Raw genomic sequence first — 20,291 nt, 5'->3', positions numbered from 1 at the left:
TAAATTTTTGGCTCGATTTTAAATAAATCAATAAATTCTAAATAAATACTTATCTTTATAAACCCAAATCAAGTAAAAATGGGATAAAATCAGAGCCAAAACCTAAACTAACGAGGTGTCTATCGTGCTTGATAAACAAAAAACCAGCCTTCAAATAGTAAAAATGTTTTATACAAAGGCTATTTTACTTCTACTCTCATTTATATTTTTAGCATTATTTGTAGTTTGTGCCGGTACGAACGATATAAAGTATGATCTTAGCTCAACTAATTCAAATATAAAATCATCAATCTCAAATAGCTTTTTTATAATAAAAAATGATCTATTTTTAAAATCAAAAATGGTTGAAGCAGGTCTTAGTGATATGCTATTTGATAAAAATTCAACAAAAAACGATCTTTATATAGCTTTTTATGTTTTTGATAAAAATAGAAATTTACTCTATTCAAAGAGATTTTTAGGTGCTGATGACATAGCCGAAAAGGATCTATCGTGGCTTAGTTTAAACGAGACAGATGCTGGGAAATTTACAGTATCGGATCGAGTTTATAAAAACAGTCGTTTTAGAGACATTTATGCATCTTATGGACTAAAAAATGGAGGCAGCATTTTAGTTCAAATTGATATAAAATTTTTGCAAAACTACACCAATGTAGATTACGATGATAAAAGCAAAACTTATGCTTATCTAGTAGATAAATATGGAAATTTATCAAGAGATGAGTTTTATAAAAAATTTGATGAATCGATGTTTTTGCCTTATGTGAGTCTTGGCGACGAGTTTAAAGAGGATAAAATAATATTTTCTTTAAGTCATATGAGCTTTTATCTCATAAGCTATATGCCAGAGTATAAAATTTTTGTTATTACTGCTTCAACGAAGCATTTTCATATCTTTATGCAGCTTGTTTTATTTTGGCTATCGATCTTTTGTTTTATATCTTCTTTGATTTTATGGGTTAGAGATGTGAAATTTATAAAAAATAGAATAATGCCAGCTTTAAAAGAGGTAAGAGATACTTTGGATGGCGATGAATACGAGATAAGACGAAGTTTAAATGTAACAGAATTTGAAGATATAAAAAATGGAATAAACAAGCTAAAGATAGAAACCAAAAAAGCAACTGATGGGCTAGAAGAATACAAAAGTAGATTTGGCTATATTTTTGAGCAAAGCTTTTTGAAAATAGTAGTTTATGATGCTTATAGCGGCGATATTATTGATGCTAGTAATGCATTTTTATCTTCTGTTGGCTACACAAAAGATGAGATTATAGAGCTAAATTTAAATGATTTAATAGATGACGATTTTGCATTGTTTATGCAAATGAAACAAGATGCTCAAAATAGCGATATGAGTTTTAAAATCAAGCTAAAAACAAAAGATGGCGGCACTAAAGAGGGATTTTTACAAGAGTCGCAGATCGAACTAAGGGATTCTAGGCTAAATTTTATGCTTATACACGAGCTTGACGATGGAAAATTTACGAAAAAGGATAACGAAGCAATAAATGATTATTCGTTTTTATCGCCAAATGTAATATCAGAAGCTTTAAGCAGCGATCCATTTTCTATCGTAAGAAGTACACAAAATATCGATAGTGTCTTTAAAGTCCCGCAAGATAAGAAGCTTATAAATTTAAAAGATCTAATAAGCCCTGAAAGTTTAGATGAGTTTGCTGTAAATGTTTCTAATGAATCTAAAAAATTCTTTGAAAATGGCGGCAAAAATAGCGAAATCAATCTCGTAGCCAATATGCAAACAAATGAAAACAACAAAACGCCATTTAAAATAAAAGTAAAATTTATAGATAATGGTGCTGATAAAGAGCGAAAGATCATATACTTTTTTAATGACTTAAGTGATATAGCGAAGTTGCAAGAAAAATATGATGCTGAATTAAAATATTTTCAAGGCATACTTTGGGCAAGCCAAGCGCTTGTCTTTTCATGGGATAAAAAAAGCGACACCCTTTATATCCCAAATGCTATCGCTAAGTCGCTCGGATATGCATTAAATGGGGATATGAGTATAAATTTTGAACGTGCAAAAACTATATTTGTAGATGAATTTGTAAGCTTTAAGGACTTTTTTGACCTTATAAAAAAAGGTGAAGTATATGATGGCGAAGTGCGTTTTTATAGGGCTGATAAAGAGATTATTTATGTTAGGATTAGAGCAAAAGCAATAGCTTTTTATGATGGTGAAGTAAGTGTCATAAAGGGCACAATGCAAGATCTTAGTGTGCAAAATAGCTTTTTTTCTTATCAAGACCTTTTAGCAAAAATTTTCTCATACGCAAAAGAGCAAATTATTATGCTTGATGATGAGTTTAGGATCATAGATGCTAATGACGCTTTTTTCGATACGCTTGATATTTCTAGAGATAAAAATTTTATAGAGAAAATTTACTCAAAAGATATAATAAATTTTAAAAACGGACTAAAAGATATTAAAGATGAAATTTTAAATTCACTTAAAATAACTGGCTTTTGGCAAGGTCTTATTCATGATGTTCGAAGCAAAAATAGACTCGAAGTCATAAGTATAAGCAAGCTTTTAAACGCGTTTGGCGATCAAGAGGGATATATTTTGTTAGCTTCAAGCGCAAATGATGATTGCTACAATAAAGAATATCTTGAATTTATCGCGTATCACGATACGCTAACTGGACTACCAAATAGATTTTTACTTTTTAATAAGCTAGAAAATCTACTAAAACAAGCGAAAAAAAGCTTAAAAATAGCAGCTTTTTATGTCGATTTTGATAATTTTAAATCGATAAATGACGGATACGGACATCAAGTAGGTGATAAAATCCTAATAGAAATTTCAAAAAAAATAGATGAAATTTTTCCAAAACAAGGAATATTTGCAAGAATAGGCGGAGACGAGTTTATAGGTGCTATGCCTTATGAAAATTTGGGAGAAATTTACGAAACTGCTGAAAACATCTTAAGAGTGGGTCAGAGTAAAATTTCTATTGATGATGATGAAAAAAAACTTAGCGTAAGTATTGGTATTAGCTTAAGTGGCGATGCACTTAGTGTTGATGATCTAATTGAAAGAGCTGATTGGGCTATGTATCAAGCAAAGCTTAATGGAAAAAATAAATATTATGTATTTAATTCAAAAAAAGATACGTATTTTAAAAATGAATATAGAGATGACTCAAAGATCATTGAAGCTATCGATGCTGGCGAGATGTTTTTACTATATCAGCCTGAGATTGATATAAAAAGCGGGGAAGTTAGCAGCTTTGAGGCATTTATTAGATGGAAAAATGGCGATAAGATATTAAGGCCATCAGACTTCTTACCGCTTGCAAAAGGCTCAAAAGCAGTTGTTGCTATCGCACTATTTACACTAAAAGATGCTTTAAAAGCTAGGGCTGTATGGCTAAAAGAGGGAATAAATGCAAAAGTTAGAGTAAATTTGTGCATTAAAAAGCTAATGACTTCTGAGTTTTTTGAGAAATTTAAAAAGCTTTTAGAAGATGAGCAGCTAGATGCAAATGGGCTAATCATAGATATTGTTGACTCCGCAAGTGGCGTAAATTTAGATGATGTTGTTAGATATATCGATGCTTATAAGGAACTAGGCGTTAGCTTTTCGCTTGATGATTTTGCATCTTATTCAGGCTCGGTAGAAGCTTTAGGCATGTTAAAAACAAATAGATTTAATATAGATAAAAGATTTTGCAAACAGATTTTTGATTCAGTAGAAGCACTAAAGACCATACGCATGATAAAGTATGTATCAGATACATTTGATTTTGATGTCATGATAAAAAATTTAGAAGATAAAAGCATGCTTGAAATTTTTGTTGGATTTGGCTTTAGTAGATTTCAAGGACGGCTTTTTGCGCCAGAGCTTAGTCTGGATGATGTGCTCAAATTTAAATTTGCTCTATCATCTCCGCTAAATGTAAGAAATTTTCAAGATGATGAGAACTACAATATGCTTTGCAAAATAGTAGGCGTAAAAGAGCTTATGATTCGTTTGATAAATTTGCTTAAATGCGATGAAAAAGTAAGCGAAAAATTAAAAATCGAAATAGCAAATCAAGTAGATGATATCAGAACAATAAATGAAAAATTAGCTGAAATTTTAGATACGATTCTTGTAAAAATAGACAAAGAGAACGTAATAAATTTAGCTAATGAGGCAATTTTATTATGTGATAATGATCTAAATTTGAGTGGAGCGAATAAATAATGAATGAAAATGCTTTAAATGTTTATGAGCATGAAATCCCAAATGGAAGCAAGCTATACTTTGCTAGTAGCGCAAAGCTAAAGAGGCAGATTGAACAAAAAGCTAGTGAAATTTTAGAAAATGAAGGCTTTAGCGAGATCGTAACACCATTTTTCTCATATCACCAGCATTTAAGTGTAGATGCTACAAATCTTTTACGTTTTAGCGATAGTCTAAATCACGAAATAAGCCTAAGAGCTGATAGCACGGTAGATACTGTAAGGATCGTGCTTAGAAGGCTAAAGGCAAACGAATCAAAAAGATGGTTTTATATCCAGCCAGTCTTTCGCTATCCAAGTCAAGAAATTTATCAAATCGGAGCTGAGCTAATCGATGAAAATGATGTTTTAAAAAGCATAAATATCGTAGCAAAGCTTCTTAATGAGCTAAAAATGGATACATTTTTGCAAGTGAGCAATATACAAATTCCAAGAGTGATTTGTGAAATTTTGAGTGTGCCTATTGAAATTTTTGAAAATGGGCAAATGGAGAAAATTTTATCTCAAAATGTTCCATGGCTAAGCGCTCTTGCTCTTTTAAAGTCTGTTGATGAACTGGATAAAGTGATTAAAATTTCTCCAAGCAAACTAAAAGAACCGCTTGAAAATTTGAGAAATTTAGCCAGCGCTTTAGAATATAAAAATTTAAGAATAGTTCCGCTATATTACTCGAAAATGAGATATTACGATAGTTTATTTTTTAGATTTTTAAGAAATAACAGCATAATAGCAAGTGGTGGCAGCTACGAAATAGACGGAAAAATAAATAGTGGTTTTGCTGTTTATACAGATGCATTGATAGAAGAAAAAATTAATTTAAGGAAGTAAGAATGAGAAAGGCTGATTTAGTAGTTGGAGTTCAATGGGGTGATGAGGGCAAAGGCAAGATAGTTGATATGCTAGGACTAAACTATGACATGATCTGTCGCTCACAGGGCGGCCATAATGCCGGCCATACGATCTGGGTTGATGGTGTTAGATACGCACTTCACCTTGTTCCAAGCGGAATTTTGCATAAAAATATCATAAATATCATTGGCAATGGCGTTGTTGTTTGTCCAGAAGTGTTAATCACTGAAATGGCTCAGTTTGAAAATTTGGAGGGAAGGCTTTATATTAGCGATAAAGCACATTTAAATCTAAGCTACCATAGTCAAATCGATCAAGCAAAAGAGAGACTAAAAGGTGAAAAAGCAATCGGTACGACTGGAAAAGGCATCGGACCAACTTATGCTGATAAAATAAGTAGAAGTGGCCACAGAGTAGGCGAGCTACTTGAGCCAGAGCGTTTATGCGATGCTTTAATGCATGACTTTGAGACAAACAAATGTGTATTTGACGCACTTGGCGTAAAAATTCCTAATGAGAACGAATTACTTGAAGAGCTAAAAAGATATAAAGAGGTTTTAGCTCCATTTATCGCAAATACTACAAACCTAGTATGGAAGGCGCTTGATGAAAATAAAAAGGTATTACTTGAAGGCGCTCAGGGCACGCTTTTAGATATTGACCATGGTACATATCCATATGTAACTAGCTCAAATACCATAAGTGCAGGTGCTTGCACAGGTCTTGGGCTAAATCCAAAAGAAATCGGTGAAGTAATAGGTGTCATAAAGGCATATACGACTCGTGTTGGCTTTGGCCCTTTTCCAACAGAAGATAAAGGCACGAGTGGCGATAAGATGTGCGATATCGGCAAGGAATTTGGCACAACAACAGGTCGCCGCAGACGTTGTGGCTGGTTTGACGCTGTGAGTGTAAAATATGCTTCAAGACTCGATGGCGTCGATACTTATGCGCTTATGAAGCTTGATGTACTTGATGGATTTGAAGTGGTAAAAATTTGCAAAGCTTATCAATATAATGGCGAAACTATCGATTATATGCCAACAGATCTTGAAAATGCAACTCCTATCTATGAAGAACTTGCAGGCTGGGATAGCGTAAAAGGCATAAGCAAATATGAAGATCTGCCAGCAAATGCAAGAGCTTATATCGAGCGAATAGAAGAGCTAACTGGCGTAAAGATCGGCTATATCTCAACAAGCCCCGAAAGAAGCGATACGATCATTAGATGAAAAGCAAATTTACCTCTATCGTCCGTGTAAAAAAACAAGAGATGGATAAGGTAGAGGCAAAGCTTGCCGTTGCTAGGCTTAATGTAAGAAATTTTGAAGAAAATTTAGTACATTTAAGAGCAAGGCTTGAGGAGTTTTGCTTGCCAAAAAGTGGCAATATAGGCGAACTAAAGGAAAATTTAGAGTTTATAAAGATAGCAAGGCAAGAATTAAATGCCTGCAAAGAGAGCCTTGAAATAGCTAAAAAAGAGGTTTCGCATTACGAACATAAATATAAAAATGCAAATTTAGAGTACGAAAAGATGAAATATCTAGAAAAAGAAGAGTTTAAAAAAGAGATAAAACGCATACAAAAAGCCGAAGCGCTTGCGCTTGATGAGTTTGCGGTGATGAAATTTACAGCTAAGAGCGAGTTGTGATGAGAGCGGTTTTATTACTCTTAACTATTTTAAATTTTGCATTTTGTTTTGAGGTACCAGTTGATTGTACGCAAATTTTCGAAGCTAGAAAAGAAGAAATTTCAAAGGAACTTGAGATTATAGATGAACAGCGCCAAGCTTTAGAGGTATTTCGCGCAAGCTCAGCAGCAGCCTATGAAGAAAATAATAAAAAGCTTGCCAAAAAAGAAGCTGATCTAAATGCGACAATGAAAGTAATCGAGCAAAAACGTAAAGAGATCGATGAAGTGGTCGCCAAAAATGAGAAAATTTTAAAAGAGCTTCGCACAATGACTAGTGATAAAGTCAATGAGTCGTATTCTAAGATGAAAGATGGCGCGGCAGCTGAGGTGCTCTCTAAAATGCCTAGATCAAACGCAGCCACCATACTTTATGCTCTTGATGCTAAAAAGATATCAACCATCATGGCGAAAATGGATCCAAAAGTGGCATCCGAGATCACCACTTTGCTTCAAAAAGGGCCACCATTTGCTGATGAAAAAGGTGATATGCCAACTCCAGCCGGTAGCATAAATATACAGTAATCAATCTTTTACACAAGCAAGTAAAATTTTAAAGAATTTAGACACCAAAATATAAAGCACCTGCTTATAAATTTTTAATTTTAAGCTCACCTAACTTTAGCTTGTATACTTTTGTGGTAGTTATTTTTTAACCAAACCTACTACGACCCCAACTCCAAGAATGGCTAGAATGATAAAAAGGCTAATTTGTGCAGAAATTTCAAAACCATGATGAAAGATATGAGCAGTCGCATTTACGGCTAGCTTTACTGCGATAAAAAATAAAAGTACGATCACAGAAATTTCTAAATATTTTAAAAAATTTTTGAGTGCTTCAAGCACAAAATAAAGCGTTCTTAGCCCAAGTATCGCAAATATCATCGCTGAATAAACAATCACAAGATCTTTGCTCACAGCAATGACAGCTGGAACGCTATCAAAAGCAAATATCACATCGCTTAGCTCAATCACGCAAAGACACAAGAATAACGGTGTTGCTATCCAAGTGGCTTTTAGCCTTAAAATTTGATCGTTAAGAGTAGTTTTTTGACTATCTGAAATTTGTTTAGAAATTTCGCTAAATTTAACAAAAAAACTATGTCCAAAAAGCTGTGGCAAAACCGGAAAAAAGCGATAAACTGCCCTATAAGCTATGTGGTTTGAATAATCTTTTATATCTTCATCACAGTTATCTTTTTTTATCATCATTACGGCACTATATGCGACTATTGCCGCAAATATTAGCTCCATCCAAGGTGAGATAGCAAAAAGCATCGTACCTACGGCTACAAAGATGAGCCTAAATATCATAGCTCCTATAACGCCAAAATAAAGCACTCTGTGGCGATAAATTTCAGGTATCTTAAACCATGAAAAAATCGCCATCATCACAAAAAGATTATCTACTGAGAGCGACTTTTCTAGCGCATATCCTGCAAAATAAAGACTTGCTATTTCGCTGCCTCGCTCAAAATATAAATATATGCCAAAAAGTACCGAAACTCCTATCCAAAAGATAGACCAAATACCGGCTTGTTTTAGTGAAATTTTCTCATCATGCTTATGAGCAAAAAGATCTATTCCAAAGGCAAGTGATGTCATTAGCAGAAAAACTATAATTGTTTGAATTTCTGACGTGTTCAACTTTTATCCTTAAAATTTTAGTAAGGCATCATCAAGACTTCTACTATCTCGCCTTTTTTAAGAATTTCTTTATCCATTGGGATCATTAAAAGTGCAGCTTTGTTTGTTAAATTATTTACGATTGCTGAACTGCCAAGCTTTTTGCCATTTAGATTTACAAAATTTTTTCCTTCACGATTTTCTAAATTTACAGCCGTAAATTCTAAAAATGGTGAACGCTTTTTATAGTCTTCGTCCATTATTGCCGTGATCTTTGGCTCTTCTTGACCAAACCACGCATTTATTAAGACCCTTACGTAAAGCACACACATAACCATTGCCGAGTACGGAAATCCTGGCAGTGCAAAGATATATTTATCGCCTGACTTTGCCACTCTGATGTGACGGCCCGGTTTTATGGCAGCACCTTCGATGATAAGACTAAAATTTTCATTTAAAGCGCCTTTTACAAAGTCGTAATCACCCATGCTTATGCCACCAGTCGTCACTAATATATCAGCTGATTTTAGTGCGTTTATGATCGCTTTTTCGACAAGCTCGGCCTTATCTCTTACGATCTCGCAAAGGACCGGCTCTGCACCCATTTTGCGTATCTGCATAGCGATGCCTACGTGATTTGAGCTGTGAATTTGCGCTGGATTTTCTAATGGCTCGCCAAGGTCTTTTATCTCGCTGCCAGTCGCTAGTATCGCAACTCTTGGACGGATAAAGACGCTTATGTGAAAGTGGCCAAGCTCTGCTAGAAGTGCGATTTCAGCGTAGCTTAGACGTGTGCCTTTTTTGATCAAAATTTCACCTTTTTTGTAGCTTTCTCCTACTTCGCGCACGGCAAAACCCTTTGGCACGCTTTTTTTAATGAGTATTTTTGATCCGACAACCTCGACATTTTCTACCGGCACAAGTGTGTCAGTGCCTTCGCTCATTAGTGAGCCAGTGAAAGTTTTTACACATTTACTACCCTCTATGACTAGTCCTTTGTCGCTTCCAGCAGGCAGGTCTGTGATGAGCTCAAGCTCGCTTAGGCCATCTTTAAAGGCAAAAGCGTATCCGTCCATTGCTGAAACTGGCTTTGCTGGGTAATTTTCGGCGGCTGTCACATCGTAGGCGATATTTCTATCAAGTGCGTCCGTGATGGCTACTTTTTCGACCTTTTCCCATGCATTTATTGTATCTTTTAAAATTTTTAGGCTATCTGCGTAACTCATAAAATCTTTCATTTTTATCCCTTTTATGAAATTTTTGCATATTTTATCTACTTTGCTCTTAAAAAAATTAATCTTTGTTTTATTTAATGATTATTAAAATGTCGTTTAAGAAATCAGTTTGATTTTACCCTATACACAGGAATATTCATGAATAAAACAGTGCTTTACATCATTGCAGGTGCAAGCCTTGGCATTCTTGGCCCAGTGCTTGTTTATTTTGGTAACCCAGCAAATATGGGTGTTTGCGCGGCTTGCTTTTTAAGAGATAGCGTAGGTGCTTTTGGCTTTCATCAAGCCAAAGTGGTACAGTATCTAAGGCCTGAAATTTTAGGGCTTATCATCGGAGGCTTTTTAGCAAGCATGCTTTGGAGCAGAAATTTTACTCCAGTATCTGGCAGTGCGGCTTTTTCTAGATTTTTCTTAGGCGTGTTTGCTATGATTGGTTGTCTTATCTTTTTGGGTTGTCCATGGAGAGCGTTTTTGCGCCTTGGCGGCGGAGATATGACTGCTATTGCTGGTCTTGTCGGTCTATTTGCTGGCGTTTTTGTTGGACGATTTTTCAAGAAAAATGGTTACGTCATACCTGAAAATGATGTCACAACAAAACCAGTTGCGTTTTTGCCATTAATCATTGCTATTTTGCTTTTAATAGCCCTTGTCTTTGGTTTAAAACTTGGCGATAATGGTGCATTATTTAGCTCAGAAAAAGGCCCAGGTTCACAGCATGCAAATATCTTTATCTCACTTATTTGTGCCATTGTTATTGGCATTTTTATGCAAAGAAGTAAATTTTGCTCAGTTGGAGCGATTAGTAAAGTTTTTGAGCGCGATCTTTCAATGTTTTATGGCATTGTATCTATCATCGTTTTTGCAAGTATCACAAATTTAGCTCTTGGACAATATAAATTTGGCTTTGAGGCTCAACCTATCGCTCATAATGACGTCCTTTGGAATTTCCTTGGCATGAGCTTGGCTGGTCTTTGCTTTAGTCTAAGTTATGGCTGCCCAGGCAAACATTTAGTGCAAATGGGAGCTGGAAATTTAAGCTCAGCTGTATTTGTTTTAGGCATGGGGGCAGGCGCTGCGATAAGCCATAACTTCATACTTGCAAGCTCTGGAGCTGGCATCACTCCTTACGCTCCATATGCCGTAGCGATCGGCTTTATCTATGCTATTTATGTCGGAGTTTTTACTAAAAAAGCATAATATAAATTTGGCTGCCTTTGCAGTCAAATTTACTCACTTTTTATATCTATCACCTCATCAAAAAGTTCAAAAAGCTCACGTTGATGTGTGATCATCATCACGCCAAGTTCCTTAAAATCGCTCTTTAAATTTTTCAAAATTTTAGCTGCTGAAGTATTATCAAGTGCCGAGGTTGCCTCGTCTAAGAATAAAAATTTAGGCTTTGCAAGATAGACTCTGGCAAAATTTAGCCTCTGAGCCTCGCCTTCACTCATGATCTTAGGATAGTCTAAAATTTCATCTAAATTTTTAAATTTGTTAAGGCCAACTCTGGCTAAAATTTTATAAATTTCACTATCATTTTGCTCATTTTTGTTCGGATAGGAGATGAGTTCTCTTAGGCTAGATCTAACCAAATATGGCTTTTGGGATAAGATTTGTTGCTTTTAGGTAGCTTATGCTAAAGCTAAAATGTATATTTATGGGAGTTAAAATTGAAAAAAGTTTAATTCTATTGAGAGGATTTAGCCGCCAAATGACGGCTAAGAGAAGTTATCTTAAAATTTGAATCTTTGCTTTTGCGCGGAGTTTGTCAAAATAATCAGCCATAAGTTTTTCTTGCTCACCTTGATAAAGCTCGTTTATAACATTATCCTTAACGTCTGCAAAGCTTGGAGTGTATGAGCCTATTTTTTCCTTTACATAAAACATATCAAAACTATCAGCGCCTTGTAGTATTTGGGTAAATTCTCCATTATTTGTACCAGCTATGATGGCAGCTAGTCTTGGATCTATGCTCTGATAGTCTAGGCTAAGCTCTTGTGTTCGTACGCTGTTAAGTAGTGATGGACTTGTTTTTTGAGCTTCTAGCTCTTCTGGATTCTTTGCCTTATAAAGGACCACTTTAGCAGCGCTAAAGACCTTAAATTTATCAGGATTAGCATCAAAATACATCTTTGCTTTTTGCTCATTTACATTTTTACCAGCTTCAGCCAAGATGCTTTTATAAAGCTTTTCTTGAAGCATCTTTTTTTCTATGTTGTTTTTAAACTCCAAAAAGTCCATGCCTTGAGCTTGGATAGAGCTTCTAAACTGCGAATTTGTCATGCCATTTTGCTTTGCGATCGATTCGATTCTATCGTTTAGCTCAAATGGCGTTACACTAATGTTTAAATTTTTTATCTGAGCATCTTCGAGCCTATCTCTTATGAGTAAATTTAAAGCATCTTGTTCGCTAGCTCTTAGCTGTTCTTTCAAGCTATAAACTTCATAAAGCGTGATTGGTTCGTTCTCTACAATAGCTGCGATACCGTTTATCATCTGAGCCGAATATAAATTTAAAGCACTTAGCATGCCAGCAGCCAAAAAGAGCAATTTTTTCATAATAAAACCTTTATTTAAGTATTTAGTAAATATAATTTTGGGCAATTATAACATAAAAATAAGGCACAAAATGATAGTTACTAGATTTGCTCCGTCGCCTACTGGATACCTACATATAGGCGGACTTAGGACAGCCCTTTATAATTATTTATATGCAAGAGCTAATAATGGAAAATTTTTACTTCGTATCGAAGATACTGACCTAAAACGAAACTCAGAAGAGGCCACGCAAGCCATAAAAGAGGCATTTGCTTGGTGTAAGCTTGATCACGACGGCGAAGTGACATATCAGTCAAAGAGGTTTGATCTTTACAAAGAGTATGTTAAAAAATTACTTGAAGAAGGCAAAGCATATAAATGCTATATGAGCAAGGATGAGCTTGAGGAGCTTAGAGCCAGCCAAGAGGCTAGAAAAGAGCGCCCAAAATATGATAATAGATATAGAGATTTTACTGGCACGCCTCCAGCTGGCATCGAGCCAGTCATCCGTATAAAAGCCCCGCTTAGCGGCGAGATCGTCATACATGATGGCATAAAGGGCGAGGTTAAATTTAAGGTTGAAGATATCTTAGATGACTTCATCATCGCAAGAAGCGACGGCACACCAACTTATAACTTCACGGTTGTGATAGATGACGCACTAATGGGCGTAACAGACGTCATCCGTGGTGACGATCACCTCTCAAATACTCCAAAACAGATCGTTCTTTACGAGGCACTTGGCTTTAAGGTACCAAAATTTTATCACGTCGCTATGATAAACGGAGAGGATGGTAAAAAGCTTAGCAAAAGACACGGCGCAACTGACGTTATGGAGTATAAAAAGATGGGCTACCTGCCTGAAGCGCTCTTAAATTTTCTCGTTCGTCTTGGCTGGAGCCACGGCGATGATGAGATTTTTACTATTGAGGATATGCTTAAATACTTCAATCCAAACGATATCAACAAAAGCTCAAGCACTTACAACGCTCAAAAGCTTGACTGGCTAAATTCTCACTACATTAAGACCCTGCCTTACGAGAGACTAGCTCACGATATGCTCGAGTTTGGCGTTGATTTTAAGGCTTTGGTAAAGGGCGAGCTACTGCTAAATTCGCTCCGTGAGAGATCAAAGACATTAATTGAAATGGCAAATAGCGCAAACGCGATCATCAACGCTCCAAAAAGCTACGATGAGAAAGCTTGGGCTAAATTTATAAATGAAAATAGCAAAGAAATTTTGGCTAAATTCGCTCAAATTTTAGACCGTGACCTCGACGTGAAGGGCTATGAGGAGCTAACTAATAAATTTTTAGAGCAAAATGGCTTAAAGCTAAAAGACCTAGCTCAGGCTCTAAGGATAGCGCTAACTGGCTCAAGTGTTAGCCCAAGCATATTTGAAGTGCTTGAAGTAGTGGGCAGTAGCGAGACGAAAAATAGAATACAAAATTTATTAAAGGAAGAGAAATGACACATGTAACTAAAGAAGAAGCACTAAACTACCACATAGGCGGTAAGATCGAGATAAAGGTAAAGACGCCTTGCGAGACATCAAGAGACCTTTCAATGGCCTATACACCAGGCGTTGCTGAGCCTTGTAAAGAGATAGAAGCTGATAATGAACTAGCTTATAAATATACAAATAAAGCAAATTTAGTAGCTGTCATCACCGATGGCACGGCTGTACTAGGCCTAGGCGATATCGGTGCGATCGCTGGTAAGCCAGTTATGGAAGGAAAGTCAGTCTTATTTAAAAAATTTGCAAACGTGGATGCCTTTGACATCGAGCTAGATGAGCACGATCCTGATAAGATCGTTGAGATTTGCAAGGCTCTAGCTCCGACATTTGGTGGTATAAATTTAGAAGATATCCGTGCTCCAAAGTGCTTTGAGATAGAAAGAAAGCTTCAAGAAGCAGTCGATATCCCTGTAATGCACGACGATCAGCACGGCACAGCGATGATAACAAGCGCTGGTATGATAAATGCGATGGAAATTTCTGGCAAAGATATATCTAAGATAAAAATCGTAGTTAGTGGCGCTGGTGCAGCTGGCATTGCATGCGCGAAGATGTATAAAGCGCTTGGTGCAAAACATATCGTTATGATAGATAGCAAAGGTGTCATTCACTCAAAAAGAACAGACCTAACGCCTGAAAAGATAGAGTTTGCGCTTGAAACTGAGGATAGAACTTTGGCTGATGCGATGAGGGGTGCTGATATGTTTTTAGGTCTTTCTAAGCCTGGTGTGCTTACAAAAGAGATGGTTGCGTCAATGAATAAAGAACCTATCATCTTTGCTTTGGCAAACCCAGTGCCTGAAATTTATCCAGAGGATGTTGAGGCTGTAAGAAGTGACGTTATGATGGGTACAGGCAGAAGCGACTATCCTAACCAAGTAAATAACGTTTTAGGTTTTCCTTTTATCTTTAGAGGCGCGCTTGACGTTAGAGCTAAAAAGATCACTGAAAATATGAAAATGGCTGCAGCTAGAGCGCTTGCGCAGCTTGCAAAAGAGCCAGTACCAGCTGAAGTTTTAAAAGCAAGTGGCGTTAGCGAGCTAAAATTTGGCAAAGAATACATCATCCCAAAACCATTTGACAAACGTGTGCTAACAGCAGTCGCTCCAGCAGTTGCAAAAGCTGCTGTTGAAGATGGCGTAGCGAGAGTAAAAGATTTTGATGTTGAGGCTTATAAAGCCAAACTTGCAAAAGGTTTTTAATCAAATTTAGCCCAAATATGGGCTAAATTCTTCTCTTGGCATTTTGTAAAAGACAAACCTTGTAAAAACAGTAAATTTAAGGACAAAAAATGCAAAACGTAAAGCTCATCTCGCACCCACTGATCGAGCATAAATTAACCATTCTACGTGATAAAAACACCCAACCTTTTCAGTTTCGTATGCTAGTTGATGAGATCAGTTATCTTATGATCTTTGAGGCGACTAGAAATTTAAAGGTAAAAGATGTCAAAGTCCAAACCCCAGTTGCGGTAGCAGATGCAAAAAGGCTTACTACAAAGGTGATGATATGTCCTATTTTAAGGGCTGCTCTTGGTATGCTTGATAGTGTTTTTACCATCATCCCAGATGCGAGTGTGGGCTTTTTGGGTTTTCAGCGAAACGAAGAGACCGCTCAGGCTGAGTTTTTCTACGCAAAGCTTCCAAAAGACGCAAAAGAGCGCATGGCGATCATCATCGATCCTATGTTTGCAACTGGCGGCACGGCGATAGATGCGGTCAAATTCTTGCGTGAAAAGGGCGTTAAGGAGATCAAATTTATCTCTATCATCGCTGCACCTGAGGGGCTAAAGAGATTTAGCGAAATTTACCCAGACGTCGAGGTCTATACGGCATCGATCGATGAGAAACTAAATGAGAAAAACTACATCGTACCAGGTCTTGGTGATGCTGGCGATAGAGTTTTTAACACGCTTTAAGGGCAAAATTTGAATAAAAGACTTTTGCCAGCTTTAGTTGCCTTTGTCATTGCTATCATCATCGGTACTTTATTTTTTTCAAAAGATGGCGGCGAGGCAAACAAAAACGCTCAAATTTTACTTGAGCAACTAAACAAAGAGGGACAAAAGAGCCAGAGCATTACAGAAAATGGCTCGTACACCTCAAAAGATGAGGTCGCTCTTTATATCTATAAATTTAACAAGCTACCAAAGAATTTCATAACCAAAAAAGAGGCACTTGATCTTGGCTGGAATGCAAAAAGCGGAAATTTATGGCAGATAAGTGGTGGCAAAAGTATCGGCGGAGATAGATTTTCAAACAGAGAAAAGAGGCTGCCAGATGCTGATGGTAGAAAGTGGTTTGAGTGCGATGTAAATTATAATGGTGGCAGGCGCGGTGCTGAGAGAATTTTATACTCAAACGACGGGCTTATCTACTACACACCCGATCACTACGAGCATTTTTATCTGCTTTATGAGAAGAGGATGCAATGAAAAGTGTGATCTTAGATGCCAAAGAGATGGTTGAAAAAGAAAAAATGCATGAGTATTTTACAAAAAAATTTGGCCTGCCAGAGTACTACGGCAAAAATTTAGACGCACTCTTTGACTGTCTTTGCGAGATAAATGAGCCAACATTTATAAAGCTAAAAAATGAAAATTTTTTGGATAGTGGCACAAAAGAGAGCTTGATTCAGCTATTTCATGACGTTTGTAACGAAAATGATCTAGTTAAATTTGAGTTTGTAAAAGATGAAAAATGATATTTGGAAAGATTGATTATCTAAATTTACTTCCATTTCACGTTTTTTTAAAATCAGCTCCACTAAGCTCTCAGATAAAAAAGGCGATCGAGTTTAAAAAAGGCGTGCCAAGCAAGCTAAATAGGGCACTAAATGCCAGAAAGATCGACGCTGCGGTGATCTCAAGTATAGCTAGTAAAAAGGCAAATTTAAAGAAGCTAAATTTTGGAATAGTCGCCAAAAACGATGTAAAAAGCGTGCTTGTGCGCAAAAACTCAGCCCCAAAGCCAGATCCTGCCTCTGCTAGCTCAAACGCCCTAGCTAAGGTGCTTCGTCTAAATGGCGAGGTGATCATAGGCGACAGGGCACTAAAGGCATACCTAAGCGAGGGCAAAGAGTGCTTTTACGACCTTGGTAACATTTGGCACGAAAAGACAAATTTGCCATTTGTTTTTGGTAGATTTTCATATGTAAAAAATGGCTCGTTTTACAAAAGACTGGTTGCAAAATTTCTACAAAAAAATGTAAAAATTCCAAATTATATATTAGCTCAGTATGCCAAAAGCCGCGCCATAAGCGAGCAAGATATCAAGTGGTATTTGAAATTTATAAGCTACAAAATAGGCCCAAAAGAGCAAAAATCACTCAGAAAATTTTTTAAAGAAAATAGACTATTAAAAGCAGCAAAAAAGAATTAAATCTAAAGCTGCTTAGCAACTTCCAAGAAACTTTTAAATTTAGTGATGCATATGCATATTAGTTGAGTTATCATCGCTCATATTTTGCATCATCATATTCATATGCATCTCACCCATATTTTGCATCATCTTGTGGTGATCGTGCATTGGCATATCTGCTGGCATGTTCATTGGCATATTCATATGCATACCCATCTCACCGTTTTCAGCCTTGTAGCCTGTTATGGTAGGATCAACCATGCCAAATATCATTGCGACGTGTGCGACGATCAAGGCAAATATGAGTAGGAAAAAGTGAAGCTTTAGCTTTGCCTTTTCGCTTGCGTTTTTGTAGATCAAATTTAGCTCTAAAAGCGCGATGCCAAGAAGTGGTATGACGCTGATGAGATATGAGTAGACAGCGATGACATCGGCATATCCACGCCATTTTATACTTGGATAAATTTTTGCCATAAAATAGATCACAAGAGCTGTAAAATAGACCCCAAGCACTATGCCAGCAAATTTGCCAACAGCCTTATAGCCAGCATTTTTACCGCTATCCATGTGATACATAGTGAGAAACTCCATCGCCACTAAAAGCTCCGTAAGCCCCACAGGTATCACCATGAAGAAGATTAGATTGTAAGGTTGATTGAGCGATAAAAGCTCCATGTAGTGTGTCATTACCATTGTAAGTCCTTTGTAAAAAATTTAAAGAAGATTAACGCCAAATTGCTAATAATTATAAAATATCAAGATAACAAATTTAAGCTAGTCTTTAAACTCGTGTGAGATGACTGGAGAAAATTCTTCCCAATGAAGTTTGGTTTTGATTGTTGGCATCTTGCTTTGAAATGGCTCTTTCTTAAGTGCTGCCATGGCGACACTATCGCCTTTTGGCTTAGCCGGTGCTTCTACGTTTAGTATAGAGCGTTCAAGATCGATGAAATCTTTTAAAATAATAATATATGATTTAAAGAAATTTGCCTCTTTGTAAGCTGAAAGTAGCTGAGAAAACTCATCTACAAATAAATTTAAAGTTTCAGAAAATAGCTTATTGCTAATATTTTTTGCATCATCAAACTCATCTTTTAAAAATGTAGCCATCGCTAAAAATATAAATCCAACGTAGTCCTCGCTGTCTTTGCAAAGCTCGCTATCACGTCTATATGGGCTTAGTTTTAAACATTCAATAACCCTAAGCCTAGCTGCTCCGTTATCTCTGCCCTCTTCATAAAATGAAGCGCTTAAGGGGATATTTGTAAAGCCAAAAAGAACATCATTTTGTTCTTTTGAAAATTCTTCAAAGCTAAATTTATCTAAATTTTTAAATGCAGCATCACTATCCTCGCTTAAAGGATTTGCGCTTAAGTATCTTAACTGCTCTTTCCATCTTGAAAATTTCTCATCATTTGTGTAAAAAAACATAGGATATGCTAGAAATTCGTAAAAATACGATCTTGCTTTTATGATGTTTTTATCCATTTAATAAATCCTCTTTCATCGCGTTTATTTGGGCTTGAACCATTAGTTTGGCTTTGCAGTCAGCACAGCAGTAAAGTGCTTTTATCTTGACCCTATCGTTGCCAAATCTTGGTTGCATTATAGTTGCGATCTTTTCGACTGCTTTTTTAGTCGCAAACTCTTTTCCGCACTCAACACAGGCAAAAAGCTCATCTCGTGCCAGCTCATTATATGTAAAAAACTCAGGCTTAAGAGAAATTTTTCCAACTTCAAGGCTTATGGTATCTTTTTCAGCACAGCTTAGTTCGCAGTATCCGCAAGCTGTGCAGACGCTTGGATTAAATAAAATAGAATTTGTCTTTTTATCAGCCACTAGCGCGCTTACGTTACAAGCGCCAACGCAACTTAGACAAAGTGTACAGCTATCAGTGTTTATCTTGACATCGCCATATCTTATCATCTCGCCGCTTTTTACCACGCCAAGATCTTCGCTACCTACTAAAAACTCGAGCCTTTTTGCAAAAATTTCTCTTTTTGGCAAGGCATATTCGTTTATCGTGTGTTGTGAGTCAGCTATAAATTTTGCCTTTTTGAGCGATTCTTCAAGTTCATTTTTATCTTTAGCGTGATAGATCGCCGTCTCTTTAAATTTAAGCTCATAAATTTGATTTAAGATGCTAATGGCGTCTTTTTCGCCTTTGCCAAGGCTCTTGCTAAATAAAATTACACTTGCGCCACTTTCTTGAAGAAGTGTCAAAAAGTGCGTTTGGCTTAGAAAATGTGCAGCTGAGATAGCAAAAGGTAAGACATTTTCTGGTAGGCTAACGCTAAGATCTTCTAAATTTATCTCTTCTGGCACAATGAGTGCAATCTTGCCTTTATAAAGCTTTGCCACAGCAGCAAATGAGCTCTGAGGCATTAGCGTGTAGTCGAGCGCGCCACTAGGGCATACGCTGATACAGTTTCCGCAGTTTGTGCAATCTATCTGCGAAAAGACAAGGTGCTTTGTTTCATCCTCTTTTAATATCGCAACCGTTGGGCAAACTTCGGCACAACGTCCACAAATTTCATTTCTTCGTTCGTGATATTGACAGATCGAAGAGTCATATTGAGTTAGGCTTTTGTACTTAAATTTTGGAGTTTTTTCATTTAACATTTTAAGCACAGCTTCATCTTCTAGCCCAGCTATTTCATAACAGCCGCTTTGCTTTAGCATATAATCCCTTGCATTTTCAACCAAGAAAAAGTCGCAATCGACCTCAAATTCGTCATTTGCTCTAAGTATCAAAACACTAAGCTCGCCAGCTGCACCATAAATAAATTTCACTTCAAAATGCGTTAATTCAATGACTTTATAGCCATTTTCTTTTAATAAATTTGCTAGCTCCTCACGGCCTGAGTTGCTTACTATTACGACGTTTTTTCCGACTTCTTTTTCGTAATCAACATCCTTTGCCATGTCAAATGCAGTTGCTCTTGCCTCGTAGAGCAAAAGTGTATTTTTAGCTTTTTCTAAGACGCTTGCAGTTGTATTTTTTAGATAAAAATTTATCTCAGGTGCGATAATGTTTGCTTTAAGCTTTGGCGAGTTAGAAACTAAATATTCTTCCTTTTCGTTATTTATTTCTATCTGTTCATTTAGCATCAAAGTATCGTCAAAATCGTTATAAAAGCCAAATTCTTTCATAATTTCTCCTATTATCAAGAATAGGCTTATTTTAATATTAATGGGATTAATGGACTCTGAATTTT

General features: G+C 36.4%; 19 protein-coding genes. 12 read left to right on the top strand and 7 right to left on the bottom strand.

Features of this window, described 5'->3' with window-relative positions; genetic code table 11:
• Positions 1 to 124: 124 nt before the first annotated feature.
• Genes A3223_RS03770 through A3223_RS03750 form a run of 5 tightly spaced genes read left to right on the top strand, consistent with a single transcriptional unit; the run spans position 125 to position 7,320 of the window.
• Positions 125 to 4,219 carry a diguanylate cyclase domain-containing protein gene (locus A3223_RS03770; RefSeq protein WP_084109066.1) on the top strand — a complete coding sequence of 1,365 codons (4,095 nt, stop codon included), beginning with the start codon at positions 125 to 127 and terminating at the stop codon, positions 4,217 to 4,219.
• The gene (locus A3223_RS03765; protein ID WP_084109063.1) at positions 4,219 to 5,085 is read left to right on the top strand and encodes an ATP phosphoribosyltransferase regulatory subunit; all 867 of its coding nucleotides are present in this window, start codon (positions 4,219 to 4,221) and stop codon (positions 5,083 to 5,085) included. The genes A3223_RS03770 and A3223_RS03765 overlap by 1 nt, the downstream gene beginning before the upstream one ends.
• 2 nt (positions 5,086 to 5,087) lie before the next feature.
• Positions 5,088 to 6,338 carry an adenylosuccinate synthase gene (locus A3223_RS03760; RefSeq protein ID WP_084041659.1) on the top strand — a complete coding sequence of 417 codons (1,251 nt, stop codon included), beginning with the start codon at positions 5,088 to 5,090 and terminating at the stop codon, positions 6,336 to 6,338.
• Positions 6,335 to 6,757, top strand: a complete 423-nt coding sequence (locus tag A3223_RS03755; protein ID WP_084109060.1) for a flagellar export protein FliJ — start codon at positions 6,335 to 6,337, stop codon at positions 6,755 to 6,757. Before A3223_RS03760 ends, A3223_RS03755 begins: the two co-directional genes overlap by 4 nt.
• On the top strand, positions 6,757 to 7,320 hold the full coding sequence (locus A3223_RS03750; protein ID WP_084109057.1) for a MotE family protein: 564 nt from the start codon (positions 6,757 to 6,759) through the stop codon (positions 7,318 to 7,320). The genes A3223_RS03755 and A3223_RS03750 overlap by 1 nt, the downstream gene beginning before the upstream one ends.
• 120 nt (positions 7,321 to 7,440) lie before the next feature.
• Here the strand turns inward: A3223_RS03750 and A3223_RS03745 are convergent, their stop codons facing one another.
• Both A3223_RS03745 and A3223_RS03740 read right to left on the bottom strand, forming a co-directional pair.
• Positions 7,441 to 8,442, bottom strand: a complete 1,002-nt coding sequence (locus A3223_RS03745) for a TerC/Alx family metal homeostasis membrane protein (RefSeq protein ID WP_084109054.1) — start codon at positions 8,440 to 8,442, stop codon at positions 7,441 to 7,443.
• A 17-nt stretch (positions 8,443 to 8,459) separates the two neighbouring features.
• On the bottom strand, positions 8,460 to 9,659 hold the full coding sequence (locus A3223_RS03740) for a molybdopterin molybdotransferase MoeA (protein WP_084109051.1): 1,200 nt from the start codon (positions 9,657 to 9,659) through the stop codon (positions 8,460 to 8,462).
• A 135-nt stretch (positions 9,660 to 9,794) separates the two neighbouring features.
• Between A3223_RS03740 and yedE the strand changes: the two genes are divergently transcribed.
• Positions 9,795 to 10,853, top strand: coding sequence for a YedE family putative selenium transporter (gene yedE / locus A3223_RS03735; RefSeq protein ID WP_084109048.1), 1,059 nt, complete (start codon positions 9,795 to 9,797; stop codon positions 10,851 to 10,853).
• 29 nt (positions 10,854 to 10,882) lie between these two features.
• Here yedE and A3223_RS03730 read toward each other — a convergent pair whose 3' ends face one another.
• Both A3223_RS03730 and A3223_RS03725 read right to left on the bottom strand, forming a co-directional pair.
• The gene (locus A3223_RS03730; protein ID WP_180378690.1) at positions 10,883 to 11,248 is read right to left on the bottom strand and encodes an ATP-binding cassette domain-containing protein; all 366 of its coding nucleotides are present in this window, start codon (positions 11,246 to 11,248) and stop codon (positions 10,883 to 10,885) included.
• Between the two features lie 136 nt (positions 11,249 to 11,384).
• Positions 11,385 to 12,215 (bottom strand): peptidylprolyl isomerase, encoded by an 831-nt coding sequence (locus A3223_RS03725; protein WP_084109042.1) that lies wholly within the window; start codon positions 12,213 to 12,215, stop codon positions 11,385 to 11,387.
• A gap of 70 nt (positions 12,216 to 12,285) precedes the next feature.
• Between A3223_RS03725 and gltX the strand changes: the two genes are divergently transcribed.
• The 6 genes from gltX to A3223_RS03695 all read left to right on the top strand — a co-directional run bounded on the left by gltX (position 12,286) and on the right by A3223_RS03695 (position 17,093).
• On the top strand, positions 12,286 to 13,665 hold the full coding sequence (gene gltX, locus A3223_RS03720) for a glutamate--tRNA ligase (protein ID WP_084109284.1): 1,380 nt from the start codon (positions 12,286 to 12,288) through the stop codon (positions 13,663 to 13,665).
• On the top strand, positions 13,662 to 14,915 hold the full coding sequence (locus A3223_RS03715) for a malic enzyme-like NAD(P)-binding protein (protein ID WP_084109039.1): 1,254 nt from the start codon (positions 13,662 to 13,664) through the stop codon (positions 14,913 to 14,915). The genes gltX and A3223_RS03715 overlap by 4 nt, the downstream gene beginning before the upstream one ends.
• 89 nt (positions 14,916 to 15,004) lie before the next feature.
• Positions 15,005 to 15,631: a uracil phosphoribosyltransferase gene (gene upp, locus A3223_RS03710; RefSeq protein WP_004317747.1), complete on the top strand. Its 627-nt coding sequence runs from the start codon at positions 15,005 to 15,007 to the stop codon at positions 15,629 to 15,631.
• A 9-nt stretch (positions 15,632 to 15,640) separates the two neighbouring features.
• Entirely contained in the window at positions 15,641 to 16,147 is a 507-nt protein-coding gene (locus tag A3223_RS03705) for a ribonuclease domain-containing protein (protein WP_084109036.1), read from the top strand.
• Entirely contained in the window at positions 16,144 to 16,416 is a 273-nt protein-coding gene (locus tag A3223_RS03700) for a barstar family protein (RefSeq protein WP_084109033.1), read from the top strand. Before A3223_RS03705 ends, A3223_RS03700 begins: the two co-directional genes overlap by 4 nt.
• Entirely contained in the window at positions 16,413 to 17,093 is a 681-nt protein-coding gene (locus tag A3223_RS03695; protein ID WP_084109030.1) for an MqnA/MqnD/SBP family protein, read from the top strand. The genes A3223_RS03700 and A3223_RS03695 overlap by 4 nt, the downstream gene beginning before the upstream one ends.
• 39 nt (positions 17,094 to 17,132) lie before the next feature.
• Here A3223_RS03695 and A3223_RS03690 read toward each other — a convergent pair whose 3' ends face one another.
• The 3 genes from A3223_RS03690 to A3223_RS03680 all read right to left on the bottom strand — a co-directional run bounded on the left by A3223_RS03690 (position 17,133) and on the right by A3223_RS03680 (position 20,226).
• A complete protein-coding gene (locus A3223_RS03690; RefSeq protein ID WP_084109026.1) occupies positions 17,133 to 17,765 on the bottom strand; it encodes a DUF6803 family protein in 633 nt (210 codons plus the stop codon).
• 81 nt (positions 17,766 to 17,846) lie between these two features.
• Entirely contained in the window at positions 17,847 to 18,560 is a 714-nt protein-coding gene (locus tag A3223_RS03685) for a TorD/DmsD family molecular chaperone (RefSeq protein WP_084109023.1), read from the bottom strand.
• A complete protein-coding gene (locus A3223_RS03680; RefSeq protein WP_084109020.1) occupies positions 18,553 to 20,226 on the bottom strand; it encodes a 4Fe-4S binding protein in 1,674 nt (557 codons plus the stop codon). Before A3223_RS03680 ends, A3223_RS03685 begins: the two co-directional genes overlap by 8 nt.
• Positions 20,227 to 20,291 lie beyond the last annotated feature (65 nt).

It is taken from the genome of Campylobacter concisus, from assembly GCF_002092855.1.
Classification (GTDB): Bacteria; Campylobacterota; Campylobacteria; order Campylobacterales; family Campylobacteraceae; genus Campylobacter_A; species Campylobacter_A concisus_AI.
The sequence above is the reverse complement of the archived record's forward strand: the minus strand, read 5'-3'. Positions and strand labels throughout refer to the sequence as shown.

Coding starts and splice junctions, on each gene's coding strand:
- A3223_RS03765 (WP_084109063.1), top strand. CDS start 4,219: ATGAATGAAAATGCTTTAAATGTTTATGAGCATGAAATCCCAAATGGA.
- A3223_RS03760 (WP_084041659.1), top strand. CDS start 5,088: ATGAGAAAGGCTGATTTAGTAGTTGGAGTTCAATGGGGTGATGAGGGC.
- A3223_RS03755 (WP_084109060.1), top strand. CDS start 6,335: ATGAAAAGCAAATTTACCTCTATCGTCCGTGTAAAAAAACAAGAGATG.
- A3223_RS03750 (WP_084109057.1), top strand. CDS start 6,757: ATGAGAGCGGTTTTATTACTCTTAACTATTTTAAATTTTGCATTTTGT.
- A3223_RS03740 (WP_084109051.1), bottom strand. CDS start 9,659: ATGAAAGATTTTATGAGTTACGCAGATAGCCTAAAAATTTTAAAAGAT.
- yedE (WP_084109048.1), top strand. CDS start 9,795: ATGAATAAAACAGTGCTTTACATCATTGCAGGTGCAAGCCTTGGCATT.
- A3223_RS03725 (WP_084109042.1), bottom strand. CDS start 12,215: ATGAAAAAATTGCTCTTTTTGGCTGCTGGCATGCTAAGTGCTTTAAAT.
- gltX (WP_084109284.1), top strand. CDS start 12,286: ATGATAGTTACTAGATTTGCTCCGTCGCCTACTGGATACCTACATATA.
- A3223_RS03715 (WP_084109039.1), top strand. CDS start 13,662: ATGACACATGTAACTAAAGAAGAAGCACTAAACTACCACATAGGCGGT.
- upp (WP_004317747.1), top strand. CDS start 15,005: ATGCAAAACGTAAAGCTCATCTCGCACCCACTGATCGAGCATAAATTA.
- A3223_RS03700 (WP_084109033.1), top strand. CDS start 16,144: ATGAAAAGTGTGATCTTAGATGCCAAAGAGATGGTTGAAAAAGAAAAA.
- A3223_RS03695 (WP_084109030.1), top strand. CDS start 16,413: ATGATATTTGGAAAGATTGATTATCTAAATTTACTTCCATTTCACGTT.
- A3223_RS03690 (WP_084109026.1), bottom strand. CDS start 17,765: ATGGTAATGACACACTACATGGAGCTTTTATCGCTCAATCAACCTTAC.
- A3223_RS03685 (WP_084109023.1), bottom strand. CDS start 18,560: ATGGATAAAAACATCATAAAAGCAAGATCGTATTTTTACGAATTTCTA.
- A3223_RS03680 (WP_084109020.1), bottom strand. CDS start 20,226: ATGAAAGAATTTGGCTTTTATAACGATTTTGACGATACTTTGATGCTA.